This is a genomic window from Marinobacter sp. es.042 (assembly GCF_900188315.1).
In the GTDB taxonomy this organism is placed as follows: Bacteria; Pseudomonadota; Gammaproteobacteria; order Pseudomonadales; family Oleiphilaceae; genus Marinobacter.
This window is the reverse complement of sequence record NZ_LT897781.1, coordinates 2,279,888-2,306,481: the sequence shown is the minus strand read 5'-3', so window position 1 is coordinate 2,306,481 and position 26,594 is coordinate 2,279,888. Positions and strand designations below refer to the sequence as shown.

Here is a 26,594-nt window from a genome sequence, read left to right as displayed (position 1 = left end):
ATATCTGTTTGGGATGCGTACTTGAAACGGGAAAGGTAAAGTTAGGCCCTGATTCCTGATTCCGCTTGAAAACAGAAAGGTATTTGAATGGATATTGCAGCGTACATGGCTGAGGTTGGGCAGCAGGCCCGTGCCGCGGCAACCGGAGTGGCACGTTCGACCACCGCCGTGCGCAATCAGGCGCTCCTGGCGACGGCAGAGGCCCTGGATGCAGCTCGGGAAGAGCTCGCCCTGGCCAATGGCAAGGATTTGCAGAGGGGCCGTGAAAATGGTCTGGATGCGGCGATGCTCGACCGACTGGAGCTGACGCCCCAGCGAATCGACACCATGATTGAGGGCCTGCGCCAGGTGGCGTCGCTGCCAGACCCGATCGGAGCGATCACCGACATGACCTACCGTCCTTCCGGTATCCAGGTGGGCAAGATGCGCGTTCCGCTGGGCGTCATCGGTATTATCTACGAGTCCCGCCCCAATGTGACGGTCGAGGCTGCCAGTCTTTGCCTCAAGTCGGGCAATGCGACCATTCTCCGGGGCGGCTCAGAGTCCATTCATTCCAACCAGGCCATTGCCCGCTGTCTTTCCGAAGGACTGGCGAAAGCAGGGTTGCCAGAGAATGCGGTGCAGGTGATCAAGACAACGGACCGTGCTGCGGTCGGAGAGTTGATCACCATGCCAGACTACGTTGATGTGATTGTACCCAGGGGCGGCAAGGGTCTGATCGAGCGCATCAGCCGCGATGCCCGGGTGCCTGTTATCAAACACCTTGACGGCGTTTGCCATGTCTACATCGATAGCCATGCCGATCCGGAAAAGGCGCTGAAGGTGGCGATCAACGCCAAAACCCACCGGTACGGAACCTGCAACACCATGGAAACCCTGTTGGTGGATGCAGAAATCGCCGAGGATATCCTGCCTTTGCTGGCCCAGGCTTTTGTTGAAAAAGGCGTGGAATTGCGGGGCTGCGAGCGAACACGGGCCATCGTCGAAGGCGTGGGCGAAGCTACCGAGGCAGACTGGGAAGCCGAATATCTGGCTCCGGTGCTGGCGGTGCGCGTGGTTGACGGTCTGGATGGCGCCATTGCCCATATCAACCGCTACAGCTCCCAACATACCGACAGCATCATTACCGAGAACTACACGCGCGCACGCCGCTTCATCACGGAGGTGGATTCCAGTTCGGTGATGGTGAATGCCTCCACGCGCTTTGCCGATGGATTCGAGTATGGTCTGGGGGCCGAAATCGGCATCTCCACTGACAAGATCCACGCCCGGGGTCCGGTGGGGCTGGAGGGCCTCACATCCCAGAAATACGTGGTCTTCGGTGACGGGCACATCCGGACCTGATGCCCATGCATGTCATGTATGGAGGGACCTTCGATCCGGTGCATCATGGCCATCTAAGGCTGGCGCTGGAAATCAGCGATCGTCTTGGCGTGGATTACGTCAGCCTGGTGCCCTGTCATATTCCGCCGCACCGGGGGCAAACCGGGGCGTCTTCCAGCCAGCGCCTGGAGTTGTTGAGGCTGGCAGTGGCCGGTGAGCCCCAGTTGCGGATTGACGACCGGGAGCTCTCACGAGAAGGAGCGTCCTACACCGCCGATACTCTTCGCCAACTCCGGGCCGAGCTTGGTCCGGATGAACCCCTGGTGATGGTGGTTGGCACGGACGCATTTGCTGGCTTCGATCGCTGGCGGGAATGGCAGCAGATTCCGGATCTGGCGCATGTGGTGGTGGTCCGTCGGCCGGGCCCGGCATTGGACCCATCCTCCGAACCGGCCCGATTGCTGGAAGAGCGTGGTGTGGAAAGCCCGGAGGCCCTGCATGACAGTCCCTGTGGCTGCGTTCTCGAGCTGGATCCACCCTTGTTGGATGTTTCAGCGACCGGTATTCGGGAGCGTATCGGTGACGGACGCTCGCCCCGCTATCTGGTGCCTGACTCGGTCTGGACAGAAATTCGCCGCCAGGGGCTCTATGGAGCATGCCCTGACGGGAACTTTTAGTGCTACAATCGCGTCTGAATATGACATTTCGGGCGGCCATACCGGCAAACGCCCGTCCAACAGGGTGATTATGCAGGCAGAGCAACTGAAAGATCTGGTAATTAATGCGCTTGAAGATGTGAAAGCACAGGACATCAGCGTGATCGATGTCCGTGACCGCACCAGTGTCACCGACTTCATGGTTCTGGCATCCGGAACGTCCAACCGACATGTGAAATCCCTGGCAGACTCCGTCGTGGTCGAAGCGAAGGAGAAGGGCGTACGCGCGAGCAATGTTGAAGGTGCCAGCGTCAGCGACTGGATTCTTGTGGATCTGGGCGATGTGGTTGTTCACGTTATGATGCCTGCCACAAGAGAATTTTACGATCTGGAGCGCTTCTGGCGTGATGCTCCGGATCTTGGTGTTGCGGGCAGCGAATAATCATGCGGTTACGCCTGATCTGTGTGGGGCAGAAAATGCCCGACTGGGTCAGCACCGGATTCGGAGATTACGCCCGCCGCATGCCGCCGGAGCTACCCGTGGAACTGGTTGAAATCCCCGTCGCCCACCGAGGCAAGAATCCCGATATCCCCAGGCTGATGCAGCGAGAAAGTGACGCCATCCTGGCGGCCACCGGTGCAAAAGACCGCGTTATCGCGCTGGAGGTTGGTGGGCGGCCATGGTCGACCGAAAAGCTCGCGGCGCAGCTGGAGAACTGGCAGCAGGATGGTCGGGACGTCAGCTTTCTGGTGGGCGGCCCGGATGGCCTCGCCGACGATTGCCGCAAGCGGGCCGACCAGCAATGGTCGCTGTCGCCCCTGACCCTGCCTCATCCCCTGGTGCGTATTGTTCTGGCAGAGCAGCTCTACCGGGCCTGGTCGATCACCCGCAATCACCCGTATCACCGGGCCTAGGGGGACGTTATGCCATGGGGTGAATTCAAGGATACGGCAGCGGAACGTCGGCTCTTCCAGCGGCGGAGCCTGGTCATGCTGGTGCTTGTCATGCTCGCTATCAGCGGCCTGATTGCCCGGATGTACCAGCTTCAGGTCGTGGAGCATGAGATATACACCACGCTCTCAGACAAGAATCGCGTTCAGGTCCAGTCTGTGCCTCCTCCCCGGGGGCTGGTATACGACCGCAATAACACCCTGCTGGCGGAGAACCGCCCCGTTTTCAGTGTGACGCTTGTGCCCGAGCGGGTACAGGGCATGGACGATACCCTGGCGCAGCTTGACACGATCCTGGAGATCTCCGAGGAAGACCGCGAACGGTTTCAGCGTCGGCTTCAGGAGCCCCGCCGGCCCTTCCAGGAAATCCCCCTGCGCTATGACCTGAATGAGCAGGAGATGGCGCGCCTCGCCGTGCATCGCCACGAGCTTCCGGGCGTCGAGGTCAAGGCTGAGCTGGTACGGTATTACCCCCACAGTGAGCTGACTGCCCATGCCCTGGGATTTGTCGGGCGTATCAATCGGGATGAGTTGCAGAGGATCGATCCGGTCAACTATGCGGGCACCAACTACATCGGCAAGTCGGGCATTGAGCGGTTCTACGAGGAAATCCTCCACGGCCAGGTCGGTTACCAGCATGTCGAAACCAATGCCCGTGGCCGGACTCTCAGGGTTCTGGAACGTGAGAACCCGGTTCCCGGGGAGGATCTGCAGCTGCATCTGGATCTCAGGCTGCAACAGCGTGCCCACGAGCTTCTTGATGGTCGCCGGGGCGCCATCATTGCCATAGAACCGGATACCGGCGGCATTCTTGCACTGGCCAGCGTGCCGGGGTTTGACGCCAACAAATTTGTCACCGGTATCAGCGTCAATGATTATCGGGAATTGAGCGAAAGCAAAGACAAGCCCCTGTTCAACCGTGCCTTGCGGGGCCAGTACCCTCCGGGCTCGACTGTGAAACCGATGCTCGCAGTAGCCGCCCTTGATAGCGGAGCCACCACGCGGGATTACACCATCTGGGATCCGGGGCACTTCCGATTGAAAGAGGGCGGCCGGGTCTGGCGCGACTGGAAGCGCACGGGCCATGGCTGGGTGGATTTAATGGACGCGGTTGCGGAATCCTGCGATACCTATTTTTACGAGATTGCCGTGGAAATGGGCGTGGATACGATGCACAGCTATCTGGCTCAGTTCGGGTTTGGTGAGGATGCCACCCTGGATGTTGCCGGTGCTCTGAGTGGGCTGTTGCCCTCGCGGGACTGGAAGCGGGCGGTCCGCAACGAGCCCTGGTACCCGGGCGATTCGGTCAATATGGGCATTGGCCAGGGATTCATGCTGGCTACACCGTTACAGCTGGCCACGGCGACGGCCCTGGTTGCCAATCGGGGGCGATGGGTTGAGCCCAGGCTCTTGAAAGATATCAAGGGTGACAGCCCGGTCGAGGACTTTCTGCCCGCCGAGTATCACGAACCGCTTACGCTTAAGAATCCGGACGACTGGGAGTATGCGGTCGACACGATGGTTGAAGTAATGCACGGCGAGAAAGGAACAGCGCGGGCCGTGGGTCGCGGCGCAGCTTATAAAATGGCCGGAAAGACCGGCACGGCCCAGGTGTTCAGTCTTGCGGAGGACGAAGAGTACAACGAGGACGAAATCCGTGAGCGACTGCGGGATCATGCGCTTTTTGTTGGCTTTGCGCCTGCGGACAATCCTGAGATAGCAGTTGCAGTGATTGTCGAAAACGGCGGTAGCGGCAGTGGCACGGCCGCGCCGGTTGCTCGAGCGCTGTTTGATTCCTGGCTGCTCGAATACGGGCAGGCCGATGGCGCACTGCTCAGCGGTGTTGACAAGGTGGCCGACTGATGGCTCTCAACGCATTACTGGATTCGACTCCGAGTAACCCCCTAGGCCGTCACCGTAGTATCTGGGCCGCGCTTCATCTGGATCCGATTCTTTTAGTGTTGTTGCTAATGCTGATTTCCGGGGGGCTGTTTGTACTTTACAGCGGTGCTGACCGGAACCTGGAGGTGGTCAAGGCTCAGGGTATCCGTCTGGGCGTAGCACTTGTTGTGATGCTGGTGTTTGCACAGCTGGATCCCTCGGTGTTTCGCCGCTGGGCGCCCTGGCTCTATGGCGCCGGTATTGTGGCCCTGGTCGCGGTTCTGCTGGTGGGCGTTGGTGCCAAGGGTGCGCAGCGATGGCTGGCGATTCCGGGACTCCCGCGTTTCCAGCCATCCGAATTGATGAAGCTGGTGGTTCCCATGATGGCCGCCTGGTATCTGTCCAGGCATTTCCTGCCGCCCAGGTTCCGGCACGTGACTGTCGGGCTGGCGATCGTTCTGGTACCCATGGTCATGATTATGCAGCAGCCGGATCTGGGGACCTCGCTGCTGGTCGGCATGGCCGGTATCTTCGTGGTGTTTTTTGCGGGCATCAGCTGGAAACTGATCACGGCGTTCGTGGCCATGGTGTCCGTTTCGGCCCCATTGATGTGGTTTTTCGTCATGAGGGACTACCAGAAACAGCGGGTGCTGACGCTTCTGGACCCTCAGAGTGATCCTCTTGGCGCCGGCTGGAACATCATCCAGTCCAAGACTGCCATCGGTTCCGGTGGCGTGGATGGCAAGGGCTGGCTTCAGGGAACCCAGTCGCACCTGGAGTTTCTGCCAGAGAGCCATACCGACTTTATAGTCGCAGTGCTGGCTGAAGAGTTCGGGTTCGTGGGCATGCTGATCCTGATGACGGTGTATTTCCTGATCATACTGCGGTGTCTGTATATTGCCGCGACGGCCCAGGATTCATTCAGCCGCCTTCTCGCGGGTGCGCTCACCATGACGTTCTTCATCTACATCTTCGTAAATGTCGGGATGGTAAGTGGACTTTTGCCAATCGTTGGTGTGCCATTGCCCCTGATCAGCTACGGTGGGACATCGGGGGTCACCCTGATGGCAGCCTTTGGTGTTTTGATGTCGATTCATACCCATCGGCGAATGATCGGTGCCTGATTTGGTTAATCGAACCATGGCCACAGGGTAATGGTGATTCCGTCGGAGAACCCGTTACAATGAAGGCCGGACCACCGGGAACCTGATGACGGTGGCCAGTGTAGTCAAGAGGAATTCCGGACAGTGAACTGCAAGCCCTCATTCTCCCTCCTGCTGTCGGTGGTTGTGTCGCTGATACTTGGCGGCTGCGCGTCGGCCCCGGAAACGGACCATTCGTCCCGCTATACCCTGGCAACCGACAGGGCTCCTTCGGGCAACTTCGATGTGTCCGGTCTTGACGATGCGGTACCGGTTTACGAGGCCCCCAGGAGGGCGGGCAATAAATCGCCCTACCAGGTCTGGGGCAAGCAGTACCACGTGCTCGACAGCAACGATGGCTATGTGGAACGGGGTACGGCGAGCTGGTACGGCGAGAAATTTCATGGCCACAAGACCTCCAACGGCGAAACCTTTAACATGTACACGATGTCCGCCGCGCACAAATCCCTGCGGATTCCCGGCTATGCACGTGTAACGAACCTTGATAACGGTCGCTCGGTGATTGTCCGTGTCAACGACCGCGGTCCCTTTCACAGCGACAGGATCATCGACCTGTCATACGCCGCTGCCAAGAAGCTGGGGTACCAGGCCAGGGGCACGGCCCGAGTGGAGGTGGCGGCCATCACCGTCAGGCCGGATGGCGCCATGTTCATTGCCGGAGAGCCTTATTCCTCCGGAAGTCCGGCCGGATACGCTGAAAGCCGGGTAGAGGCAAGCGGTGACATGGCGATGACCAACCGGTCATTGTTCGTGCAGCTTGGATCCTTCAGCAGCCGGGACCCGGCCGAAAAACTGCTCAGCCAGGTGAGGGCGGTCCTGGAGAACCCGATGCGCGTTCGGGCAGTGGATACCTCCGCGGGGCGCTTCCATCGGGTTCAGGTGGGTCCCTTCAATGACGAAGACAGCGCCAGGCGCACCCAAAGCCTTCTGGAAGCCCGTGGTTTCGATCAGTCCATCCTGCTGACCGACACGCACTGAATAAGCCGAACACGACATATTTAAAAAATACACTTAACGACGAATGAATGGACCCATGGCCTTAAACTCTGCTTTTCGAACTCTCTCCGTTGTCCTTGTGCTGATGCTTGCCCTGACAGGCAAGGCAATGTCCCAGTCGGTGCTGATTCCGTCGCCGCCGCAGATTGCCGGCAGCTCCTACGTGTTGATGGATCCCAAGAGCGGACGGATCATCATGGAGGAGAACAGCCACGAGCGTTTGCCTCCGGCCAGTCTGACCAAAATGATGACGGCCTATATTGTCGAGCGTGAGCTTCACGACGGCCGCATCTCCATGTCCGACATGGTTCCCATCAGTGTCAAAGCCTGGCAGACAAAGGGCTCCCGGACGTTTGTACGGGAGGGGTCGACTGTCTCGGTGGAGAACCTTTTGAAGGGCGTCATCATTCAGTCTGGTAACGACGCTTCGGTCGCCTTGGCAGAGTTCGTTGCCGGTAGTGAAGATGCGTTCGTCGATATCATGAACCAGCAGGCTCAGATTCTGGGTATGAAGAATACCAACTTCGAGAATGCGACAGGGCTGCCTTCCCCTGATCATTTCTCAACGGCCCATGATCTGGCCTTGCTTGCGGAAGCGATTATTTACGACTACCCAGAGAATTACCCTCTGTATACGGTGAAACACTTCACCTACAACAACATCCGTCAGCCAAACCGCAATACTCTCTTATGGCGGGATGACAGCGTGGACGGGTTAAAAACAGGTCATACCGAGGAGGCCGGCTTCTGTCTTGTGGCCTCCGCCAAGCGCAATGACACACGATTCATCGCTGTCGTCATGGGAACGAGCAGTGAGCAGGCCCGGGCCCAGGAAGTTCAGAAAATGCTGAACTACGGCTTCCGCTACTATGAGAGCGAACGCCTGTTCCGGTCGGGCCAGGAGCTCATCGAAGCCCGTGTCTGGGGCGGTCAGGCCGACCAGCTCTCGGTTGGGATGACGGAGGATGTCTACGTGACCATTCCGCGGGGTTCCCGAAACGATCTTGAATCGACGGTCGACCTTGATTCTGTGATCAAGGCACCCATTAAAGTCGGGGACGAGCTGGGACGGGTCAAGGTGTCCTATAACGGCGAGGTATTGGTTGATCAGCCGGTGTTGGCCCTGACCGAGGTTCCCGAAGGTGGCTTTTTCAAACGCATCTGGGACGCCATCAAGCTCTTTTTCGTTCAGTTATTTCAGTAAGGTGATGTTGATCCCGGGGAGTAAAACGGCATGAGTGAGCCGAAAGCACCAAAAATTGAGTTTCCTTGCGACTATGTGATTAAGGTGATTGGCAATGCGGCCCCGGATTTCACCGAGTTCGTGGTCGAGGTTGTGGAGCAGCATGCCCCCGGAATCAGCGAGACCGACATCACCGTTAACGATAGCAGCAAAGGCCGTTTTTCCTCGGTTCAACTGAAGATTGTGGCCACGGGTGAGGCGCAACTGAAGGCCCTGTTCGAGGATCTCAAGGCCAGTGGCCGCGTACACATGGTGCTCTGAGCCCGATGCCTGACCTGATTGTCCGATCCCTGGGTGAGCAGCCCTATCTGGAAACCTGGGAGGCCATGAAGGCCTTCACCGCCGACCGCGATGACAGTGTGGCGGATGAACTCTGGTGTTTGCAGCATCCGCGGGTTTATACCCAGGGCCAGGCGGGGAAGGCCGAACATATTCTTGCCCCGGGCGACATCCCGGTGATCCCGGTGGATCGGGGCGGGCAGGTGACCTACCACGGTCCCGGCCAGCTCGTGATTTACCTGATGATCAATCTGACCCGCAAAAAACTTGGTGTACGTTCTCTGGTGGACGAGATCGAACAGGCTATCGTCCGTACGCTCGCAGAATTGGGCGTTGAGGCCGCTCCGAGACCGGACGCCCCGGGCGTTTACGTGGGCGACGCCAAGATTGCCTCGCTCGGACTGAGGGTTCGCCGGGGTTGTTCCTTTCATGGCCTGGCGCTGAATGTGGATATGGACATGGAGCCTTTTCAGCGCATAAACCCCTGCGGCTATGCAGGAATGGCCATGTGTCAGGTTCGCGACTTTGTTCCCGGTGTGACACTGGCTGGCGTGCAGCAGCGGTTGTCGCAGCAGCTGGTCAGTGGCCTGGCCCACCACGATGTCGATTTCCGCGAGGGCTGGTAGCTCAGGCCGCGGCTTCATTCTCGTAACCGCATGCGCGGTTACGTCCCTCGGATTTCGCCCGATACAGGGCTTCGTCTGACCGCTGCAGCAGGCGATCGATGGATTCCGAGCCACGGATCGACGCCACCCCCACACTGATGGTTGCCTGAATCGGGCCCTGCTCCGTGCTCACGGACCTGGCGGCAAAAGCTTCACGGATCCGGTTTGCGGATGCCAGCGCCTCACCGGTATTGGTTTCGGGCAGCAGAACCAGGTACTCCTCACCGCCCCATCGGGCCAGCGTATCAACTTTGCGGCATTGTTCCCGAAGGGTCCTGGCCACCAGAATGATCAATTCGTCACCCACATGGTGCCCGTAGTTGTCGTTAACGCTCTTGAACAGGTCAATGTCCATCAGCAGCACCGAAAAGGGCCGGGCGTTGCGAAGATAGCGCTGATACTCGATGTCCAGTTGCTCAAGCGCTTCGCGGCGATTGGCCAGGCCGGTCAGGGCATCGTGCTTGGCGGCATACTCGAATTCCGCGGCCAGCTTCAGCAACCCCAGCTTGCTGCGTCGACGGCTCTGGTCAAGGATGTAACAGGTGACCATTTCAAAACCCAGCACCGCTATCATGGTGATTCTGAAACTGGTGCTGTGCGGCGGCTCGAACAGGAAATCCCCCAGTGGGCTGAACAGGAAGATGACGGCGGCGAACCCGCCACAGCAGGCGAGCACCCCAACCCGGGATTCGCTGATGTAGAAAATGATGGGCGGGTAGGCAAACAACCAGATAATGGCGGAACCGTCCTCTACCGCGTTGATAGCCAGGTAGGTGAACAGCACTGTAATCAGGGTTATGAAGCCGCGACGCTGCAGGGTCTTGTTACCGAAGAGCAGGTAGCTCACAGAGTTGACGGCAAGAAGAACGGCGAAGCCAACCAGCAGTGGCGGCGTGATCGGGTCGTTCTGCAGGCTGGAGCGCCAGGCAAAGAAACAGAGCAGGGGCACGGCAACAGCGGTCAGCCAGTTGATCAGGATCGGGACAGGAATCTCGCCCTTGACCCGGAACTGCGACAGCTCCGTATCCGGCGTTTTTCTTGCGGATTGCGGCATTTTCAGATCTTGTTGTTGTGATAGTCGTTGTTGGACCTTACGTATCTAGAAATACTAGACCGGTTTCCCGGCGGAAACTGTGTCGAAACGTAAATGATCCGGTTGTGCAGATGTAAACCGGTACCGGTGCCGACGCATTGGCCCCGTGGCCGTGGCAAGCCGGTCGACTCGGTTAGGTCAGCTCCGCTGACTATCCGTATAATGGTGTAAGCCGCCAAACGTGGTGAAATTCTCTGATCCGAACAGGTCACTATGTCTTCCAGACGTTCAGGAAATTCGGTTTCCCGCATCAAGACAGGCAGTTTCGAGCGCAGGTTGAGTCTGACCCGTGCCGGGTTGTTTGCTGGTACCCGTATGGCCTCACACATGGCAACCAACTGGTTCAGCAGTCGGGAAAACCGGGAAAAACGTCATCGCGCCATGCTTTCGAGCCAGGCGCGGTTCCTGGTTGATGAACTGGGCCAGTTGAAGGGCAGCGTGGTCAAGATTGGCCAGGTTATGGCTCTGTATGGTGAGCATTTTCTGCCCGAGGAAGTCACCGAAGCGCTCCACACCCTGGAAGATCAGACCACTTCTCTGGAATGGCCGGCTATCGAACGTGTGCTGAAAGACGAGCTGGGCGCGGAGCGTCTGGCGCAACTGGATGTAGAGCCCGAGCCTATTGGCGCTGCGTCGCTGGGGCAGGTCCATCGGGCCTGGCGCCGCAGTGACGGCCTGGAACTGGTGCTGAAAGTGCAATACCCCGGCGTTGCCGACGCCGTAGACAGCGACCTGAATGCGGTCGCCCAGTTGCTGCGAGTGGCCAGGCTGGTCAGTTTTGGCCCCGAGTTCAATGACTGGCTGGAGGAAGTCCGGCAGATGATGCATCGCGAGGTGGACTATCGCCTTGAGGCGAAGACCACCGAGAAATTTCGCAACATGCTGGCATCGGATCCGAGGTTCATTGTGCCCAGGGTCTTGCCGGAGTTTTCAACCGAGCACGTTATTTGTTCAACCTACGAACACGGGCATTCGGTCAGTTCCCAGTCGGTCAGGGACCTCCCGCTGGAACGTCGCAGTGCCCTTGGCAAGGCCGCCCTGGAGCTGTTTTTCCGGGAGTTGTTCATCTGGGGCGAAATACAGACCGATCCCAATTTCGGCAACTACCGCATCCGGATTGCCGGGGAGGAAGGGGATGACCCGGGGTACGACCGTATCGTCCTCCTCGATTTCGGCGCCGTGCAGTCCTACTCGGACGACTTTCTCAAACCGGTCATCCAGATGATCAAGGCATCCTACGAGAATGATCTCGATGCGGTAATCGATGGTGGCGTGAAACTGCGTTTCATGAGCACCGAATGGCCCGACGAAGTGCTGGAGAAGTTCGGCCAGGTCTGCATGTCGGTGCTTGAGCCCCTCTCCAGTGACAAGGATTCCTGGCCGGACTACGCGGTGAACAGTCATGGCCAGTATCGTTGGAAACAGAGTGAACTGCCGTCCCGGGTGGCGCGTCAGGCGGCCCGGTCGGCGATCAGTCGCTATTTCCGGGTGCCCCCGAAGGAGTTCGTGTTCCTTAACCGTAAACTGATCGGGGTCTACACTTTCGTTGCGGTTCTGAATTCCGAATTCAACGGCGAGCCGCTGCTTCGGAAATACCTCTACGGTGAAGGTGACGATGCACCGGACGCCTCCGCGACGAGCCAGAGCACAAAGGCGTAGCGGGCCCCCTTGCCGATTCCTACCAATATCACAAAATTGAGCCATGGCACGCGCATGATCCCGCCAACCAGGGTCAGCGCGTCGCCGCCCAGAGGCAGCCAGCCCATCAGCAGAGACCATTGGCCATAACGGTTAAAGCGGTTCCTCGCCTTGTGCAATTGCATCTCGCTGATCGGAAACCAGCGTTTATGCTTAAAGCGATCTACCTGCCGGCCGATAACTCCATTAACGACCGAGCCCAGCGTGTTACCCAGCGTTGCCCAGAACCACAGCCACCACCAGGAGTAACCCTGTGTTATCAGCGTGCCCAGCAGAACTTCCGAGTAAGCGGGCAGCAGTGTGGCAGCGGCGAACGCGGTCAGAAATAGCGTCAGGTAGGCCACCGACCCCTCCGTGCTCTAAAATAGAATGAACCTCCAACTCTCCGCAGGTCCGCCTTCACCATGAAACAGTTATCGCTCCGCTTCAAGCTCTACGCCCTTGTTGTGTCCCTGCTTCTGATAATGGGCATCAGTATCGTGGTGACTGCCCAGCTGTCTCTCGGAGCCATGGAGAAGCGGTTGAGTGTCGAGACCCGGGATACGGTGCAGGGCATTGTAATGGATCAGCTCAGCGCAACCGCTGGCAAGTTCGGCGAGCTGGTCAGTGGTCAGTTTGCAACTGCCTTTCGGACCCCGGAAGTCGTCCGCAATGTCATTACCCGCAATATTCAGTCCGACAGTTCCGGTCGAATCAGCAGGACGGCCCTGCAGGAAACTGTTGGCGCCGTGCTTGAGGAGCAGAAAAGTCTGAGTTCGATATACGCCCAGTTCGAGCCGGATGGCTATGACGGGCAGGATCGCTATTTCACCGGTGGTGTTGAGGAGCACAGCAGCGACGAGGGTACCCTGGAAATCTATTACTACCGGGATCCGGAGGGCAAGGTTTACTTCAGCCGCACCGAGGACCCGGCTACGAAGTATCTGGATAGTCTGAACGAATTCGGGATTCGGGAAGCCGAGTGGTATCTGTGCTCGCGGGACACCAAGGCACCCTGCATCATGGAGCCCTATGACTACGAAATCAGTGAGGGCTATTCCGAGCTGATGACCAGCCTGGTGGTTCCGATTCTGGACGACGGAGCATTCGCCGGCGTGGTGGGCGTCGATATCAATCTCTCGACACTGCAAAGAACCATTTCCGGTGTCAGCAAGGAACTGTTTGACGGCAAGTCCCGGGTCACACTGATCAGCGAGCAGGGTCTTATCGCGGCATCCAGTCATTATGAAGCACATCTTGGTCGGCCCCTTCAGGAGGCTTTGCCGGAGCATGGCGATACCTTCTCGGGATTGCATCAGGGTGAGGGGACCTTCGATGACGGCCAGACCCTGGCCGTGGCCTATCCCGTCGTAATCAGCCTGCCCGATGCCGAGTGGTCGTTGTTGATTGAACTGCCAAGAGATGCCGCGCTTGCCAGCGTTTCCGAAATCACGGGCCTGCTGTCAGAGGAAGTGGCCGCGACCGCGACCCGCCAGACCCTGGTAGGCATCGGTGTCGTGGTTCTTGCTGTTGTCGCCCTCGTTCTCCTGGTCCGCTCGGTGACCCGCCCGCTGGATGAGATCCGGGATCGCATGAAGAACCTGGCCAGTGCCGAAGGGGACCTTACCCGTGAGCTGGAAATCGACACCCACGCCGAGCTGATCGAGCTGGCTGGTGGATTCAATGCCTTCCTGGCGAGGCTGAGAGAGATGATCAACGACCTGAAGGATGTAAACGCCAAGGTCCGCGAACAGGCCAGGGATGTCGGAAGTATTGCGGTTGAGACTGATGAGCAGACCGGCAGGCAACATCAGGACATCGACAGCGTGGTGACCGCCATGAACGAAATGTCTGTCGCTGCCGGTGAGGTCGCGGGATTTGCCGGCGAGGCGGCGGACAACGCCCGGATGGCCCAGGACGGCATCCGCTTTACCCAGGATACCTTGTCGTCCGCAGTCAACGGCGTGAGCGCGGTGGCCAATGATATGGGCGAGGCCAGCACGGCGATCGGCCAGGTGGCCAATCGCAGTGAGGACATCAACCGGATTCTGGATGTCATCCGTGGCGTTGCAGAACAGACCAACCTGCTGGCGCTTAACGCCGCCATCGAGGCGGCAAGGGCCGGTGAGCAGGGGCGCGGCTTTGCCGTTGTCGCCGATGAGGTCCGAACCCTTGCCTCCCGGACGCGGGAATCCACCGATGAAATCAGCACCATGATCGACGGCCTAAAGCAGGATGTGAACGGGGCGGTTTCGGTGATCCAGAGCGGTGTTGATCGCGCCACCTCGGCGGTGGATGGCACCCAGGAGGCGGCCCATTCCCTGGCCACGGTTGTCGAGCGGATCGGAACCATTGTCGAACACGTGACCCAGGTGGCGACCGCAGCGGAAGAGCAAAGCTCGGTGAGCGAGGAAATCAATCGCAACCTCACTCATATCGGTGACGCCGCCAACGATCTCCGGGAACTTGCTGGTCGCGTCAAAGGCAGTGGTCAGGCCCTGGACAATGAAGTGCAGGTTCTGGAGCGGGAGCTCGGTCGCCTGAGGACATGATGGGCGCCTACTATGGTGGCGATTCAAAGCATCAATTTTAAATTAGCTTTTGCCGTGCCATCATTCATCCATAGGATGTCAGTCCTGAAACATACAGCCAGAGACTTGAGGGAGGTGTTTATGGAGCAGGTCACGATTTATGGCCGCTCGAGTTGTGGTTTCTGCGTTCAGGCAAAGCGCCTGTGTGAGGCCAGGAACATTCCCTACGTCTGGGTCGATATGATCGAGAAGGGCATGAGCAAGCAGGATATCGCGGACAAGATTGGCCGGCCGGTTTATACCGTGCCGCAGATTCTGGTGGGCAACCAGTACGTGGGTGGGTTTGATCAGTTCTACGCCTATATGCGCGACCAGCAATCGGAGCTGTCCCGCTAACCATCTGCGTGTAGGGTCTGAACAATGAAAAAGCCTGACAGAGCTGCTCTGTCAGGCTTTTTTTGCTTTCCGGTACGCTGTTCGTTCGGTTACAGCTGGAAGTCGGTCTTCAGCTTCTTCTCGGTCAGCGTGTTCTGGAGTTTGGCAACACGCGGCAGGCCGTTATCGAATGGCGGGAAACTCTCACCGGCAATCAGAGGTTCCAGGTAGTCCCGGCAATCCTGGGTGATACCAAAGCCATCGTCGGTGATGAAGTGGATCGGCATCTTTTTCTCCTGGTTTGCCACTTCGCTCAGCGGGGCCTCACCGATCTTCCAGACGTAAGGTTTGCCCTGTTCGCGGACGATCGTGGGCATCAGAGCCTGCTTGCCCTCAAGTGCCATTTCCACGGCAGCCTTGCCAACCGCATAGGCCTGCTCCACGTCGGTGGCGGAGGCAATGTGGCGGGCACTGCGCTGAAGGTAGTCGGCAACGGCCCAGTGGTATTTGTGGCCCAGGGCCTGCTTGACCATATTGGCCAGGGCCGGAGCAACACCTCCCAGCTGGGTGTGGCCAAACGCGTCCTTGGCTCCGGCGTCCGCCAGGAACCGACCATCTTCGTACTGGGCACCCTCGGAGGCCACGACTACACAGTAGCCATATTCCTTCACACAATGATCCACGCGCTCAAGGAAGGCGTCGCGATTAAACGGGATTTCCGGGAACAGGATAACGTGGGGCGGTTCGCCCTCGCCCTGTCCTGCCAGGCCGCCGGATGCGGCAATCCAGCCGGCGTGGCGCCCCATTACTTCCAGGATGAACACCTTGGTGGACGTTTCGCACATGGACTTGATGTCCAGGCTGGCTTCCAGGGTGGACGTGGCAATGTATTTGGCAACCGAACCGAAGCCCGGGCAGCAGTCGGTGAAGGGCAGATCGTTGTCCACGGTCTTGGGCACGCCGATGCAGGTAATGGGATAGCCCATCTTGTCGGCGATCTGTGAAACCTTGTAGGCGGTGTCCTGTGAATCCCCACCGCCGTTGTAGAAGAAGTAGCCAATGTCGTGGGCCCGGAACACCTCGATCAGGCGCTCGTACTCGCGCCGGTTCTCGGAAATGTTCTTGAGCTTGTGACGGCAGGAGCCGAAGGCGCCGCCCGGGGTGTGAATCAGTGCCTGGATGGCATCGTCGCTCTCGAGGCTGGTATCGATCAGTTCTTCCTTCAGCGCCCCGATAATGCCGTTGCGTCCGGCAAACACCTTGCCGATTTTGTCCGGATGCTTGCGGGCGGTCTGGATGACGCCACAGGCACTGGCATTGATGACGGCGGTGACACCGCCGGACTGAGCGTAGAATGCATTCTTGATGGCCATCTCGGGCTGGAGCCTCCTGCTGGTTCGACAATGGCGCAGATGATACGCCAATCGACGGCAATTTTCATGAGCAGGATTGCGGATAGCGTGGCTCTTGACGGGGTGGGGCGGATACGGGAGGCTTGTCGGGTTTCAACTCAGAGGGCAGTTGCCGAATGCACATTCATATCCTCGGAATCTGTGGCACTTTCATGGGCAGCCTGGCCGTTCTGGCCCGGGAACTCGGCCATACGGTGACAGGCTCCGATCAGGGTGTTTATCCACCCATGAGCACCCAGCTGGAGGCTCAGGGTATCAGTCTGATGGAAGGGTATAGCCCGGATCACCTGGAGCCGAAACCGGACCTGGTGCTTATCGGTAACGCCATGTCCCGCGGCAATCCGGAAGTCGAAGCGGTGCTCAACCGCAATATCGACTACATGTCCGGGCCCGAGTGGCTGAGCCGCGAGGTGCTCAGGCACCGTTGGGTCATGGCGGTAGCCGGTACCCACGGCAAGACCACAACCACGTCCATGCTGCTATGGATCCTGGATCAGGCCGGGTTTGAACCGGGATACCTGGTTGGCGGTGTCCCCCGGGACTTTCCCGTGTCGGCGCGTCTGGGCAACAGCGACTTTTTTGTGATCGAGGCGGACGAGTACGACAGCGCCTTTTTCGACAAGCGCTCCAAGTTCGTCCATTACCGCCCCCATACCCTGATCCTGAATAATCTGGAATTTGATCACGCGGATATTTTCGAAAACGTCGAGGCCATCGAGCGGCAGTTTCATCATCTGGTCCGGACCGTCCCTTCCCAGGGCCTGATTATCCGTCCCGCGGTGGATGGCCACCTGGACAATGCCCTGGCACTGGGCTGTTGGAGCCCGGTTCAGGACACCTCGATTGGCAGCGAGACCCCGCGCATGTCGGACTGGCGGGCCGAGCTGCTATCGGAGGATGGCAGCCGGTTTCTGGTGATTCACCACGAACAGCCGGTGGCAACCCTGAAGTGGGATCAGACCGGTCTTCATAATGTCCGCAATGCTCTTTCTGCCATTGCTGCCGCCCGTCACGTGGGCGTCACCCCGGACCATGCGGTGGCCGCCCTGTGCCGGTTCTCAGGCGTCAAGCGGCGGATGGAGTTGCTGGCGGACATAGACGGGGTGCGCGTATACGACGACTTTGCCCACCATCCCACGGCCATTGCCACCACACTTGAGGGCTTGCGCAACCAGGTGGGTGATGAACCTATCCTGGCATTGATTGAGCCGCGTTCGAACACCATGAAGCAGGGCGTGCACCAGCAGACACTGCTGCCCAGCGCGGAAATCGCGGACCGGGTTCTGTGGGCGAACCTGAATGACATGGAGTGGCTGCCGGAACTGATTGCCGGTTGGCAGGCGCTGAATGCCGGTTCCGATCGGCACCGGGTGGAGGCTACAGTAGAGGATTTGCTGGCGCGCACCCTGGAAGATCTTCCCAGCCCCTGCCACATTGTGATTATGAGCAACGGAGGCTTTGGTGGTATTCACGGTAAACTTATTGCCGAGCTTGAGCGTATCCGTGGCTGATCCGGCGTAACCGGCGACTCCTCCTGACTGACAAGTGGCGATATTCATGACCAACGAACCTAACCGGCCATCAACCGTTAACCTGGCCTTCACTGGCGCGTCGGGTGCCCAGTATGGCCTGCGCCTGTTGCAGTGCCTGGTCTCAGCAGGCTGCCGGGTGAATGTGATGGTCAGCCGGGCTGCGCAGGTGGTGATCGCCACGGAAACCGATCTGAAACTGCCGGGAACGCCGCCGGCGATGCAGGAAACATTGTCTGCCTATGCGGGCGCAGAACCGGGGCAGGTTCTGGTGTTTGGTCGGGAAGACTGGTTTGCACCGCCGGCTTCCGGCTCCGGGGAGAAAGCGCCACTGGTGGTCTGCCCCTGTAGTACCGGCACTCTCTCGGCCCTGGCGACCGGTGCCAGTAACAACCTGATTGAGCGGGCCGGAGATGTGGCCTTAAAGGAGCGCCGGCCGCTGATTCTTGTGCCACGGGAGGCGCCTTTCTCGGAGGTGCATCTGGAGAACATGCTGAAACTGACCCGCATGGGTGCTGTCATCATGCCGGCGAGTCCCGGCTTCTACCACAAGCCCCAGTCGCTCGAGGATCTGGTGGATTTTATTGTTGCCCGAATCCTTGATCATCTGAACCTGCCGCAGGACCTGATGCCCCGATGGGGCGAAGCCCGAGCCGAGGACAAGCGCAAGGGCTGAGGCTGCTCCAAGCGATGGTTTTGGCCAGCCCGATTGATGCTTTTCATCATTGAGCAAACCGGGCTCCGGGCAGAGACTTGGTGAACGACAATCACAAAACAGGTTATTCACCGAGGTTCACCATGATTCCACGCACTCTCTTCGACGCCGACCTTGAAGGCTTTCGCGATTCTGTCCGCAAGTTCCTGGAGCAGGAGGCAACGCCTTACCATGATCAGTGGGAGAAAGACGGCCAGGTTAGCCGCGAGCTCTGGCAGAAAGCTGGTGAGCTGGGCTTCCTTTGCCCCTGCCTGCCGGAGGAGTTTGGCGGTGTAGGCGCGGACTTCCGGTACAGCGCGGTGTTGATCGAAGAGGTGGCCAGGGCCGGCTTGACGGGCATAGGCTGGGGCCTGCACTCTGACATTGTTGCACCATACGTGCTCAACTACGGCTCCGACGAGCTGAAAAATCATTATCTGCCCAAGTTGGCGAGCGGTGAAATGATTGGCGCCATTGCCATGACGGAGCCGGGTGCCGGCTCGGACCTGCAGGGCGTGAAAACGACGGCGGTGAAAAACGGCGATCATTACGTGCTGAACGGTTCCAAGACCTTCATCACTAACGGCCAGCTTGCTGACGTGGTTATTGTTGTTGCCAAGACCGATCCCAAGGAAGGCGCCAAAGGCATCAGCCTGTTCATGGTGGAAACCGCGTGGGAAGGTTTCGAGAAAGGCCAGAACCTGAACAAGGTGGGCATGAAGGCCCAGGACACCTCAGAGCTGTTCTTCCAGGATGTTAAAGTACCTGAGAAGAATCTGATCGGTCCGGGCGAAGGCCAGGGCTTTTTCCAGCTAATGCAGGAGCTGGCAGCCGAGCGCCTTCAGGTGGCCCTGGGTGCTGTTGCCGCAGCCGAAGCCGCCTGGCAGTGGACCCTGGATTACGTCAAGGAGCGCAACGCCTTCGGCAAGCCAGTGATTGCGTTTCAGAATACCCGCTTCAAGATGGCGGAAATGAAGGCGGAAATTACCGCTGCCCGGGTGTTCACCGATCGGTGCCTGGAGCTGCATCTGGACAAGAAGCTCGACATCCCCACTGCGGCGATGCTGAAGCAGCTCACCACAGACCTGCAGTGCAAAGTGATGGATGAGTGTGTTCAACTTCACGGCGGCTACGGCTACATGTGGGAATATCCGATCGCACGGGCCTGGGCGGACTCACGGGTTCAGCGGATCTACGCCGGCACCAATGAAATCATGAAGGAAATCGTTGCCCGTTCTTTCTGAACCCCAGCCGCGTGGCCTGGTCATAAGGGCAACTGAGGGCAGTGCTGGCACTGCCCGTTTCCTTTGATCAGGAGAGGCACAAATGCAACAGCCGTTGTCGCGGGAAACCGGTTTCGAAGTGACTGACCTCGAAGATCTTGCACCAGTGGCCGACTATTCGCTGATGGATCATCTTACCCCTGATCCTGACGCTACGTCCGATGGTGTTGACCATCGACCAAGGCAGGTCTTTTCAGGGCATTATGTTCCCGTCCGGCCAACGCCCATCGAGAATCCTGACTACGTTGCCCACAGTGAGGGTTTGTTCCGCGAACTGGGCTTCGCCGACAGCCTGGCCCAGTCCGACGACTTTATCCGGATGTTCTCCGGAGACCTCTCGCTTGTACCGGAGCCGATGCGCAAAGTGGGCTGGGCCTGTGGCTACGCGCTTTCCATCTACGGCACCGAATACACTCAGCAGTGTCCTTTCCAGACCGGCAACGGCTATGGTGACGGCCGTGCCATTTCGGTTTTTGAAGCGGTTATCAACGGTCGGCGCTGGGAAATGCAGCTCAAGGGTGGCGGGCAGACTCCGTATTGTCGCGGTGGCGATGGACGCGCCGTTCTGCGCTCCAGCGTCCGTGAATTCCTGGCGCAAGAGCACATGCATGCCCTGGGTGTGCCGACCTCGCGATCACTGAGCCTTTATGTCTCGAAAACGGAGAGGGTGCGGCGCCCCTGGTACTCCGAGGGCTCCCATTCCCGGGATCCCGACCAGCTCATTTCAGAGCCGGTTGCCATTTCCACCCGCGTTGCGCCTTCCTTCATCCGGGTCGGCCAGCTCGAACTCTTTGGTCGCAGGGCCAGAAAACAGGAACACCCCCGAGCGATCGAAGAGCTCGAACAGCTGGTGCTGCACCTGATTGATCGTGAGTACAGCGGGGTCATTGACCAGACGCTCGCGACTCCCACGAAAGTCGTCATGCTTGCACGGGCGTTCCGCGGCCGCCTCGCCTCGCTGGTGGCAAACTGGATCCGAGTCGGCTATTGCCAGGGCAATTTCAACAGCGACAACTGCGCCGCTGGCGGCTTCACACTGGATTACGGGCCCTTCGGCTTCTGCGAAGTGTTTGAGCCGTTTTATCAACCGTGGACCGGTGGCGGACAACACTTTGCTTTCCTGAATCAACCGGCGGCCGCCGAGCAGAACTTCAAGAGTTTCTGCTCGGCCCTCCGTCCACTGCTCAATGGCCATGAAGACGAACTGGCTCAGCTCGACGAGATTCAGAAGGGTTTTCCGGAGGTGATGCAGGCGGAAATGGAAAGCATGTGGTCAGCGAAACTGGGGCTGAAAGATTTTGACGCCGAACTCTTCCGGGAGCTGATGATGCTGATGACCCGCACCCCGGTGGATTACACCGTTTTCTTTCGTGAGCTGTCCTCTGTACCCGACGATATTGAGCCACTAAAGCAGAGCTTTTACAGGTCACTGGATGAAGCAGGAGGAACTGACTCGGAAGGGCTGCTCAAGCGGTGGTCCGAATGGCTTGCCAATTGGAAATGCCAGATTGGAATCGACAGAGTGGGCAACGGTTCCCGGCTCCGCGAGGAGCTCTCCCGGGACATGAAACTCGTGAACCCGAAATACACCATGCGCGAGTGGTTCGTGGTTCCGGCCTATCAGCAAGCTGCTGACGGTGATTACCTGCCACTGAGAGACCTGCAAAGAGTATTGAATCGACCCTATGACGAGCAATCGGATGGGGTTGAGCATCGCTACAACCGTCTGAAGCCCCTCGAGCTGTTCGATCTCGGCGGGTTTTCCCATTACAGCTGTTCGTCGTGACGAGTGCCCTCGTCTGGTTACCAAACTTTACAAATTGCCAAACCTATCAAGGTCTCCGATCACCACATCCCCTAAAGTAGCGGCACAACCTCTAACAAGGATAAACGGTTGCCGCGATGAAACGCCTGATAGGTTTCTCTGTGTCTGTTCTCTCCCTCGCTCTGGCCGGTTGCGGCGAGGAATCCGATGAACTGCCCGTGGACGGGCGGGATTTTGATGGTGTGGAGTACAGTGAGCCGGCGCCCTATACCGGCAAGGTTATCGACGGGTACCTGAACAACGCCCGGGTCTGGCTGGATATGGATGGCGACAGTCAGTTTACGCCGGGGCCCCTGGTCATCGAACTGGATAACGGGGCAGAAGTCACTCTTGCCTCCGGTGAGCCCACGGCAATGAGCGGTACCGGTGGCCGTTTCACAATCGACATCTCGGAGTTGGTTCTACCTCCTTCCGTGGGCCCGGACCTGGATCCCAGGGACTATCCGTTACACGCAGTCGCCCTGCCGGGCAAAACCCTTGAGGAAACACGCAACGGCGAGGTGCCGGTGGCCAGCGCCTATCTGATGTCGGCGCCTCCCGGTGTCCGCAATATCACGCCACTGACAACACTGGCCCGTTACCGGGGTGTTGTAGGGCTGGGTTCGTTCCTGGAAACGCCATCTGGCGTTGCTGCCAGCCTGGCGGACCTGAATCTGGTGCGGGATTACATTCTCGCCCAGGACGACCGCTCACAAGCCTACGCCATGGCATTGGCAAGATTTATGGCCAGTCAGATCCCCGAGGCCTACAACGACCTGCTGGCAGCAGAGAACAGTGACGGCACGGAGCGATTCCTGGGCAGGGAAGCGGCGTTTCTGCTGGGCGTCTCTCTGATTCAGAATGCCGCGGACGTTATTGCGGTGGTTGATGCTGCCGCTCAGGGTGACTTTGCCAATGTCGATGTCGACGCCCTGAGCCTGCCCGAAGTGGATGTGGAATTAAGCGATCCCGTGCTGCTCACCGGCCAGAAGGTATACGCCGAGCCTTCCAACCAGGACACCCTGCCTGCCAATCGTTCAGGCCTGCAGATCTCCGCCGAGCTGACCTTCGATTACAGTGAGAGCGGGCGTCTGCTATCCGTCTCGGCGAATGGCTGTCTGTCGCCGTCCATGCCGGAGTTGGCGCGCGTGATCGGTGTAAATGGTTATATGGCGAACCTGCACACCCAGTGGCTGCCCTCTGCCGCACTATCGGAGCAGAGCCGCTTGAATTTTGATGAAGACGGAACGGATGAACGTCTGATTTTCGACTGGGACAACCGCCGTGCCTATTTCGAAACCAGTACCACCTGCCACCAGTATCGCGGGATTCCAGCAGGCTCGACTGAACTCGGCGGTAACCCCGAGGTAACCTACAGTTGGACAAAGGACAGTGGTGAGCTGGCCGAGCTGGTTGCAGAGTATGGCACCGGCAAGACCCGCACGCTGGTTCCGGACATGGCGAATTCGTCTTCTGTATTTCCGGGTTATCGGCTTTCAGAGCAGGGCAGTGAGGTGGAGGCCGTGACGTTTGCGGTCGGCATCAGTAACTGTACCCCGCAAGAGGATGCCGTGGACGCGAATCAGGTTGTCACTGGCGTTCAGTCTTACCAGTTTTCGGGCTACGACCCTCAGCCCGAGGGTTTTACCGATACCGTCCTGGAATTCGATCGCAGGGAGTTTTCCGGCCCGGAGCAACCGGATCTTCGACTGCTGCGATACGGATTCCTCGATCCCGATCGTCTTGGGCCAGACAGGGTAACTGGGGATGGCAGTTTCGAGTGGGTGATGAATTACCCGACAGCAGGCGGGCCGGGCTTCGTTGCTGAACAACCGAATCTTATTCGTGATGCTTACCTGACGCGATACAACGCGGGCGGTGACTGTGGCCGAGAGTTCGAGGGCATTCCCAGCTCCACGTATGCGCGGGTGGAGTATAGCTACCAGCGTTTGTCTGAGTATCTGGTTGAACTGCTGGAATAGGCGCTATTGAGCCGGATTCTTTTCTGGCTGCAGGCAGCTCGGACAAGGGAGCTATGGGAATTGGCTGTGATTCAAAGGGAGTTAAAATGCAGCCGGTTGGCCGGTTTGCCACTTCCTGAGGGAGGAAATGGTGCCGAGGAGAGGACTTGAACCTCCACGGGGTTGCCCCCACTAGCACCTGAAGCTAGCGTGTCTACCAATTTCACCACCTCGGCAGGTGATTTGCAGTTCTGCGTTTAGTTCGTTGAAAACCTAGCAGTTCTGCCGCAGTTGAGGTATTGCCCCTCAACCGATGGCGCGTACTTTAATAATTCCGGAAAACGGTGTCAAACGTTTTTTATCAAAAACCTTGAGCAGTATTTGTGCCTATATTCTTTGTGTGGTTAGGCACTTCCTTTATACCGGCGTTATACTCGGGATCAAATTCAATTCAGACACACCGCATTACGGTACCAGGACAAGGACACGAATGGCTTCGAGAAAAAAGACAGACAGAGATCCGCACGCAGGTCGTGAAGCAGAAAAATACGACAATCCGATCCAGAGCAGGGAGTTCATCCTCGATCACCTCAAGGAGCGTGGCGCCCCGGCGACGCACGAGACGCTTTGTGACGAGCTCGGACAGAATTCCCCGGAGGGTATCGAGGCTCTGCGTCGGCGTCTGATTGCCATGTGTCGTGACGGTCAGCTGATCTGTAACCGCCGTGGGGCCTACCTTCCGATTGAGGAGGCCGAACTGGTCGCCGGCAGGGTAGTTGGTCATAAGGATGGTTTCGGTTTCCTGATCCCTGACGACGGAGGCAGTGACCTGTTCCTCACCGCTCGGCAGATGCGTCAGGTTTTCCATGGTGATCGGGTGGCTGCGAGGGTCGATCGTGTCGATGATCGCGGCCGGCGGGAAGGTGTGATCGTTGACGTTCTGGAATACCGTACCAGTCAAACAGTGGGACGTTTCTTCCAGGAAAGCGGGATCAGCTTCGTTGTGCCGGAAAATGCGCGGATCAACCACGAAGTACTGATTCCTCAGGAGAATTGCGGCAATGCCCGCCACGGCCAGTACGTGGTGGTGGATATCGTTCGCCAGCCCACCGTGCGCACCCAGCCATTGGGTAAGGTGGTCGAGGTCCTCGGGGAGCACATGGCGCCGGGGATGGAAATCGATGTTGCCATTCGTTCCTACGACATTCCCCATAGCTGGCCGCCCGCCGTGGGTGAGCAAGCAGCAGCAATTCCGGAAGAAGTCACTGAAAAAGACAAGGTCAACCGGAAGGATATCCGCAATCTCAGGCTGGTAACGATCGACGACGAGACGGCCCGTGATTTTGATGATGCCGTGTATTGCGAGCCAAGGCCCCGTGGTGGCTATCGTCTGCTGGTGGCGATTGCCGATGTTTCCCACTACGTCCGGCCTGGTACAGCACTGGACGAAGAGGCGGTAAACCGCAGTACGTCGGTTTATTTCCCGGACCACGTTGTGCCGATGCTGCCGGAGAAGCTGTCCAACGGCCTGTGTTCGCTGAACCCGGGGGTTGACCGCCTCTGCATGGTGGCCGATATGACCATCAGCGCCGCGGGGAATATCAGCAGCTACAGTTTCTATCAAGCGGTCATGTTCAGTCATGCTCGGCTTACCTATAACAAGGTAAGCACCATGCTGGAGCACCCGGACACCGAACAGGGCTACAAGCTGTGTGAGCAATACGCCAACGTGCTCCCGCAGTTGCACAATCTTTATGGCCTCTACCAGTTGTTGCGCAAGGCCCGTACTGAGCGTGGTGCAATTGACTTCGAAACCACCGAAACCAAGATTGTGTTTGACGCCGACCGGAAGATAGAAGAGATCGTTCCGGTGCAGCGCAACGACGCCCACAAGATCATCGAGGAATGCATGCTGTGTGCGAACGTTGCCACAGCGCGATTCCTGAAAAAACACAAACTGCCGGCACTCTACCGGGTCCATGATGGCCCGTCGGAAGAGCGACTTAATGCAGTGCGGCTGTTCCTGGGTGAGCTGGGTCTGCAATTGGGTGGTGGCGATAGCCCCACGTCTGCGGACTATCAGGAGCTGTTGAACAGTATCAAGGACCGCTCGGATGCCAATGTGATCCAGACGGTTATGCTGCGTTCGCTCAGCCAGGCCGTCTACAGTCCTGAAGAGGGTGGCCATTTTGGCCTTGGCTACGCGGGTTACGCCCACTTTACGTCGCCGATCCGGCGTTATCCGGACCTCATTAATCACCGGGCCATCAAGTCGGTTATTCACGGCGGGCAGCCTTCCAAGGATGTGGTTCCGCCACCGAAGCCGGATCCCGAGCTTGCCGAATATCCTTACGATATGGCCCGGATGGAGCAGCTGGGTGAGCACACCTCGATGGCAGAGCGCCGTGCCGATGATGCCACCCGTGACGTCATGGCCTGGCTGAAGTGTGAGTACCTCAGTGATCATGTCGGTGAGGAGTACGACGGTGTCATTGCGTCCGTTGTGCCCTTCGGTTTCTTTGTGGAGCTTTCTGGCGTCTACATAGAGGGGCTGGTGCACGTGTCGACGCTCAGCGGTGACTTCTTCCATCACGATTCAGCCAAGCATCGCCTCATCGGTGAGCGCACGGCAATGAGCTTCCGGCTTGGCGATGAGGTTCGTGTGAAGGTCGTTCGGGTTGGAATGGAAGATCGCAAGATCGACCTGGAGCTGATCAGTGAGCCCGTGCATCGACAGGCAGATCGCGACGCGCTCAAGGTTCCAGATAAAGGCGAGCGAGGAAAGGGCAGGCGCGGCCCCGGCAAAGGTGGCAAGCCGCCCGGCAGAACCAAGCCTGGCCAGAAGGGCGCATCACCCGGCGAGCCTGGCCTGAAGCGCCCGAGGAAACGCCCGGCGTCGGCGTCATCGAAGAAAAAGGGGCCTGAGGCCTTCGATGATAATGAAACGCCATCTGCCAGAGATGAGCTGGTTGCAAAGGCTGCGAAACTTGCCCTGAAAAAAGGCAAGAAGGGCAGTGGCGCTGGCAAAGACGACAAGAAAGCCAAGCCGCGAAAATCAGGCAAGTAACAGGAATCAGA

At 58.6% G+C, this 26,594-nt stretch carries 22 protein-coding genes and 1 tRNA gene; 19 read left to right on the top strand and 4 right to left on the bottom strand.

From position 1 onward, the window contains the following. Positions 1-87 precede the first annotated feature (87 nt). The 10 genes from CFB02_RS10820 (at position 88) to lipB (ending at position 9,118) form a co-directional block, all read left to right on the top strand. Positions 88-1,344, top strand: a complete 1,257-nt coding sequence (locus tag CFB02_RS10820) for a glutamate-5-semialdehyde dehydrogenase (protein ID WP_088558010.1) — start codon at positions 88-90, stop codon at positions 1,342-1,344. 5 nt (positions 1,345-1,349) lie between these two features. After that, on the top strand, positions 1,350-2,000 hold the full coding sequence (gene nadD, locus CFB02_RS10815) for a nicotinate-nucleotide adenylyltransferase (RefSeq protein WP_088558009.1): 651 nt from the start codon (positions 1,350-1,352) through the stop codon (positions 1,998-2,000). 70 nt (positions 2,001-2,070) lie between these two features. Continuing rightward, positions 2,071-2,421: a ribosome silencing factor gene (gene rsfS, locus CFB02_RS10810; protein ID WP_088559224.1), complete on the top strand. Its 351-nt coding sequence runs from the start codon at positions 2,071-2,073 to the stop codon at positions 2,419-2,421. A 2-nt stretch (positions 2,422-2,423) separates the two neighbouring features. After that, a complete protein-coding gene (gene rlmH, locus CFB02_RS10805) occupies positions 2,424-2,894 on the top strand; it encodes a 23S rRNA (pseudouridine(1915)-N(3))-methyltransferase RlmH (RefSeq protein WP_008176432.1) in 471 nt (156 codons plus the stop codon). Positions 2,895-2,903: 9 nt separating this feature from the next. Further along, complete coding sequence (gene mrdA, locus CFB02_RS10800; RefSeq protein WP_088558008.1) at positions 2,904-4,793, top strand: penicillin-binding protein 2; 1,890 nt, start codon at positions 2,904-2,906, stop codon at positions 4,791-4,793. Beyond that, positions 4,793-5,935 (top strand): rod shape-determining protein RodA, encoded by a 1,143-nt coding sequence (gene rodA, locus CFB02_RS10795; RefSeq protein WP_088558007.1) that lies wholly within the window; start codon positions 4,793-4,795, stop codon positions 5,933-5,935. The genes mrdA and rodA overlap by 1 nt, the downstream gene beginning before the upstream one ends. A 123-nt stretch (positions 5,936-6,058) precedes the next feature. Continuing rightward, positions 6,059-6,952: a septal ring lytic transglycosylase RlpA family protein gene (locus tag CFB02_RS10790; protein WP_088558006.1), complete on the top strand. Its 894-nt coding sequence runs from the start codon at positions 6,059-6,061 to the stop codon at positions 6,950-6,952. Positions 6,953-7,007: 55 nt separating this feature from the next. After that, a complete protein-coding gene (locus CFB02_RS10785; RefSeq protein WP_088558005.1) occupies positions 7,008-8,174 on the top strand; it encodes a D-alanyl-D-alanine carboxypeptidase family protein in 1,167 nt (388 codons plus the stop codon). Between the two features lie 30 nt (positions 8,175-8,204). After that, positions 8,205-8,474 (top strand): YbeD family protein, encoded by a 270-nt coding sequence (locus CFB02_RS10780; RefSeq protein WP_008176421.1) that lies wholly within the window; start codon positions 8,205-8,207, stop codon positions 8,472-8,474. A 5-nt stretch (positions 8,475-8,479) separates the two neighbouring features. Then, entirely contained in the window at positions 8,480-9,118 is a 639-nt protein-coding gene (gene lipB / locus CFB02_RS10775; protein ID WP_088558004.1) for a lipoyl(octanoyl) transferase LipB, read from the top strand. 1 nt (position 9,119) lies between these two features. Here the strand turns inward: lipB and CFB02_RS10770 are convergent, their stop codons facing one another. Beyond that, positions 9,120-10,211: a GGDEF domain-containing protein gene (locus CFB02_RS10770; protein ID WP_088558003.1), complete on the bottom strand. Its 1,092-nt coding sequence runs from the start codon at positions 10,209-10,211 to the stop codon at positions 9,120-9,122. A gap of 252 nt (positions 10,212-10,463) precedes the next feature. Between CFB02_RS10770 and CFB02_RS10765 the strand changes: the two genes are divergently transcribed. Then, complete coding sequence (locus tag CFB02_RS10765; RefSeq protein WP_088558002.1) at positions 10,464-11,909, top strand: ABC1 kinase family protein; 1,446 nt, start codon at positions 10,464-10,466, stop codon at positions 11,907-11,909. On the opposite strand, the gene CFB02_RS10760 is transcribed toward CFB02_RS10765, so the two are convergent. Beyond that, a complete protein-coding gene (locus CFB02_RS10760; protein WP_041644973.1) occupies positions 11,849-12,292 on the bottom strand; it encodes a YqaA family protein in 444 nt (147 codons plus the stop codon). The two genes, CFB02_RS10765 and CFB02_RS10760, sit on opposite strands and share 61 nt — an antisense overlap. Positions 12,293-12,352: 60 nt before the next feature. Between CFB02_RS10760 and CFB02_RS10755 the strand changes: the two genes are divergently transcribed. Together CFB02_RS10755 and CFB02_RS10750 are read left to right on the top strand one after the other, a co-directional pair. Further along, complete coding sequence (locus tag CFB02_RS10755) at positions 12,353-14,479, top strand: methyl-accepting chemotaxis protein (RefSeq protein ID WP_088558001.1); 2,127 nt, start codon at positions 12,353-12,355, stop codon at positions 14,477-14,479. Positions 14,480-14,599: 120 nt separating this feature from the next. Beyond that, positions 14,600-14,854 carry a GrxA family glutaredoxin gene (locus CFB02_RS10750; protein ID WP_088558000.1) on the top strand — a complete coding sequence of 85 codons (255 nt, stop codon included), beginning with the start codon at positions 14,600-14,602 and terminating at the stop codon, positions 14,852-14,854. An 89-nt stretch (positions 14,855-14,943) separates the two neighbouring features. Here CFB02_RS10750 and CFB02_RS10745 read toward each other — a convergent pair whose 3' ends face one another. Further along, complete coding sequence (locus tag CFB02_RS10745; protein WP_088557999.1) at positions 14,944-16,206, bottom strand: 6-phosphofructokinase; 1,263 nt, start codon at positions 16,204-16,206, stop codon at positions 14,944-14,946. Between the two features lie 155 nt (positions 16,207-16,361). Between CFB02_RS10745 and mpl the strand changes: the two genes are divergently transcribed. From mpl to CFB02_RS10720, 5 genes are all read left to right on the top strand, one after another. After that, positions 16,362-17,756, top strand: coding sequence for a UDP-N-acetylmuramate:L-alanyl-gamma-D-glutamyl-meso-diaminopimelate ligase (gene mpl / locus CFB02_RS10740; RefSeq protein WP_088557998.1), 1,395 nt, complete (start codon positions 16,362-16,364; stop codon positions 17,754-17,756). Between the two features lie 46 nt (positions 17,757-17,802). After that, the gene (locus tag CFB02_RS10735) at positions 17,803-18,450 is read left to right on the top strand and encodes a flavin prenyltransferase UbiX (protein ID WP_088557997.1); all 648 of its coding nucleotides are present in this window, start codon (positions 17,803-17,805) and stop codon (positions 18,448-18,450) included. Between the two features lie 122 nt (positions 18,451-18,572). Further along, positions 18,573-19,712 (top strand): acyl-CoA dehydrogenase family protein, encoded by a 1,140-nt coding sequence (locus CFB02_RS10730; protein WP_008176400.1) that lies wholly within the window; start codon positions 18,573-18,575, stop codon positions 19,710-19,712. Between the two features lie 82 nt (positions 19,713-19,794). Next, entirely contained in the window at positions 19,795-21,537 is a 1,743-nt protein-coding gene (locus tag CFB02_RS10725) for a protein adenylyltransferase SelO (RefSeq protein WP_088557996.1), read from the top strand. A gap of 116 nt (positions 21,538-21,653) precedes the next feature. After that, complete coding sequence (locus CFB02_RS10720) at positions 21,654-23,537, top strand: hypothetical protein (RefSeq protein ID WP_088557995.1); 1,884 nt, start codon at positions 21,654-21,656, stop codon at positions 23,535-23,537. A gap of 128 nt (positions 23,538-23,665) precedes the next feature. Here the strand turns inward: CFB02_RS10720 and CFB02_RS10715 are convergent. Then, positions 23,666-23,752, bottom strand: a tRNA-Leu gene (locus CFB02_RS10715). 254 nt (positions 23,753-24,006) lie between these two features. Here CFB02_RS10715 and rnr point away from each other — a divergent pair. Beyond that, entirely contained in the window at positions 24,007-26,583 is a 2,577-nt protein-coding gene (gene rnr / locus CFB02_RS10710) for a ribonuclease R (RefSeq protein WP_088557994.1), read from the top strand. The last annotated feature ends 11 nt before the right edge of the window (positions 26,584-26,594 follow it).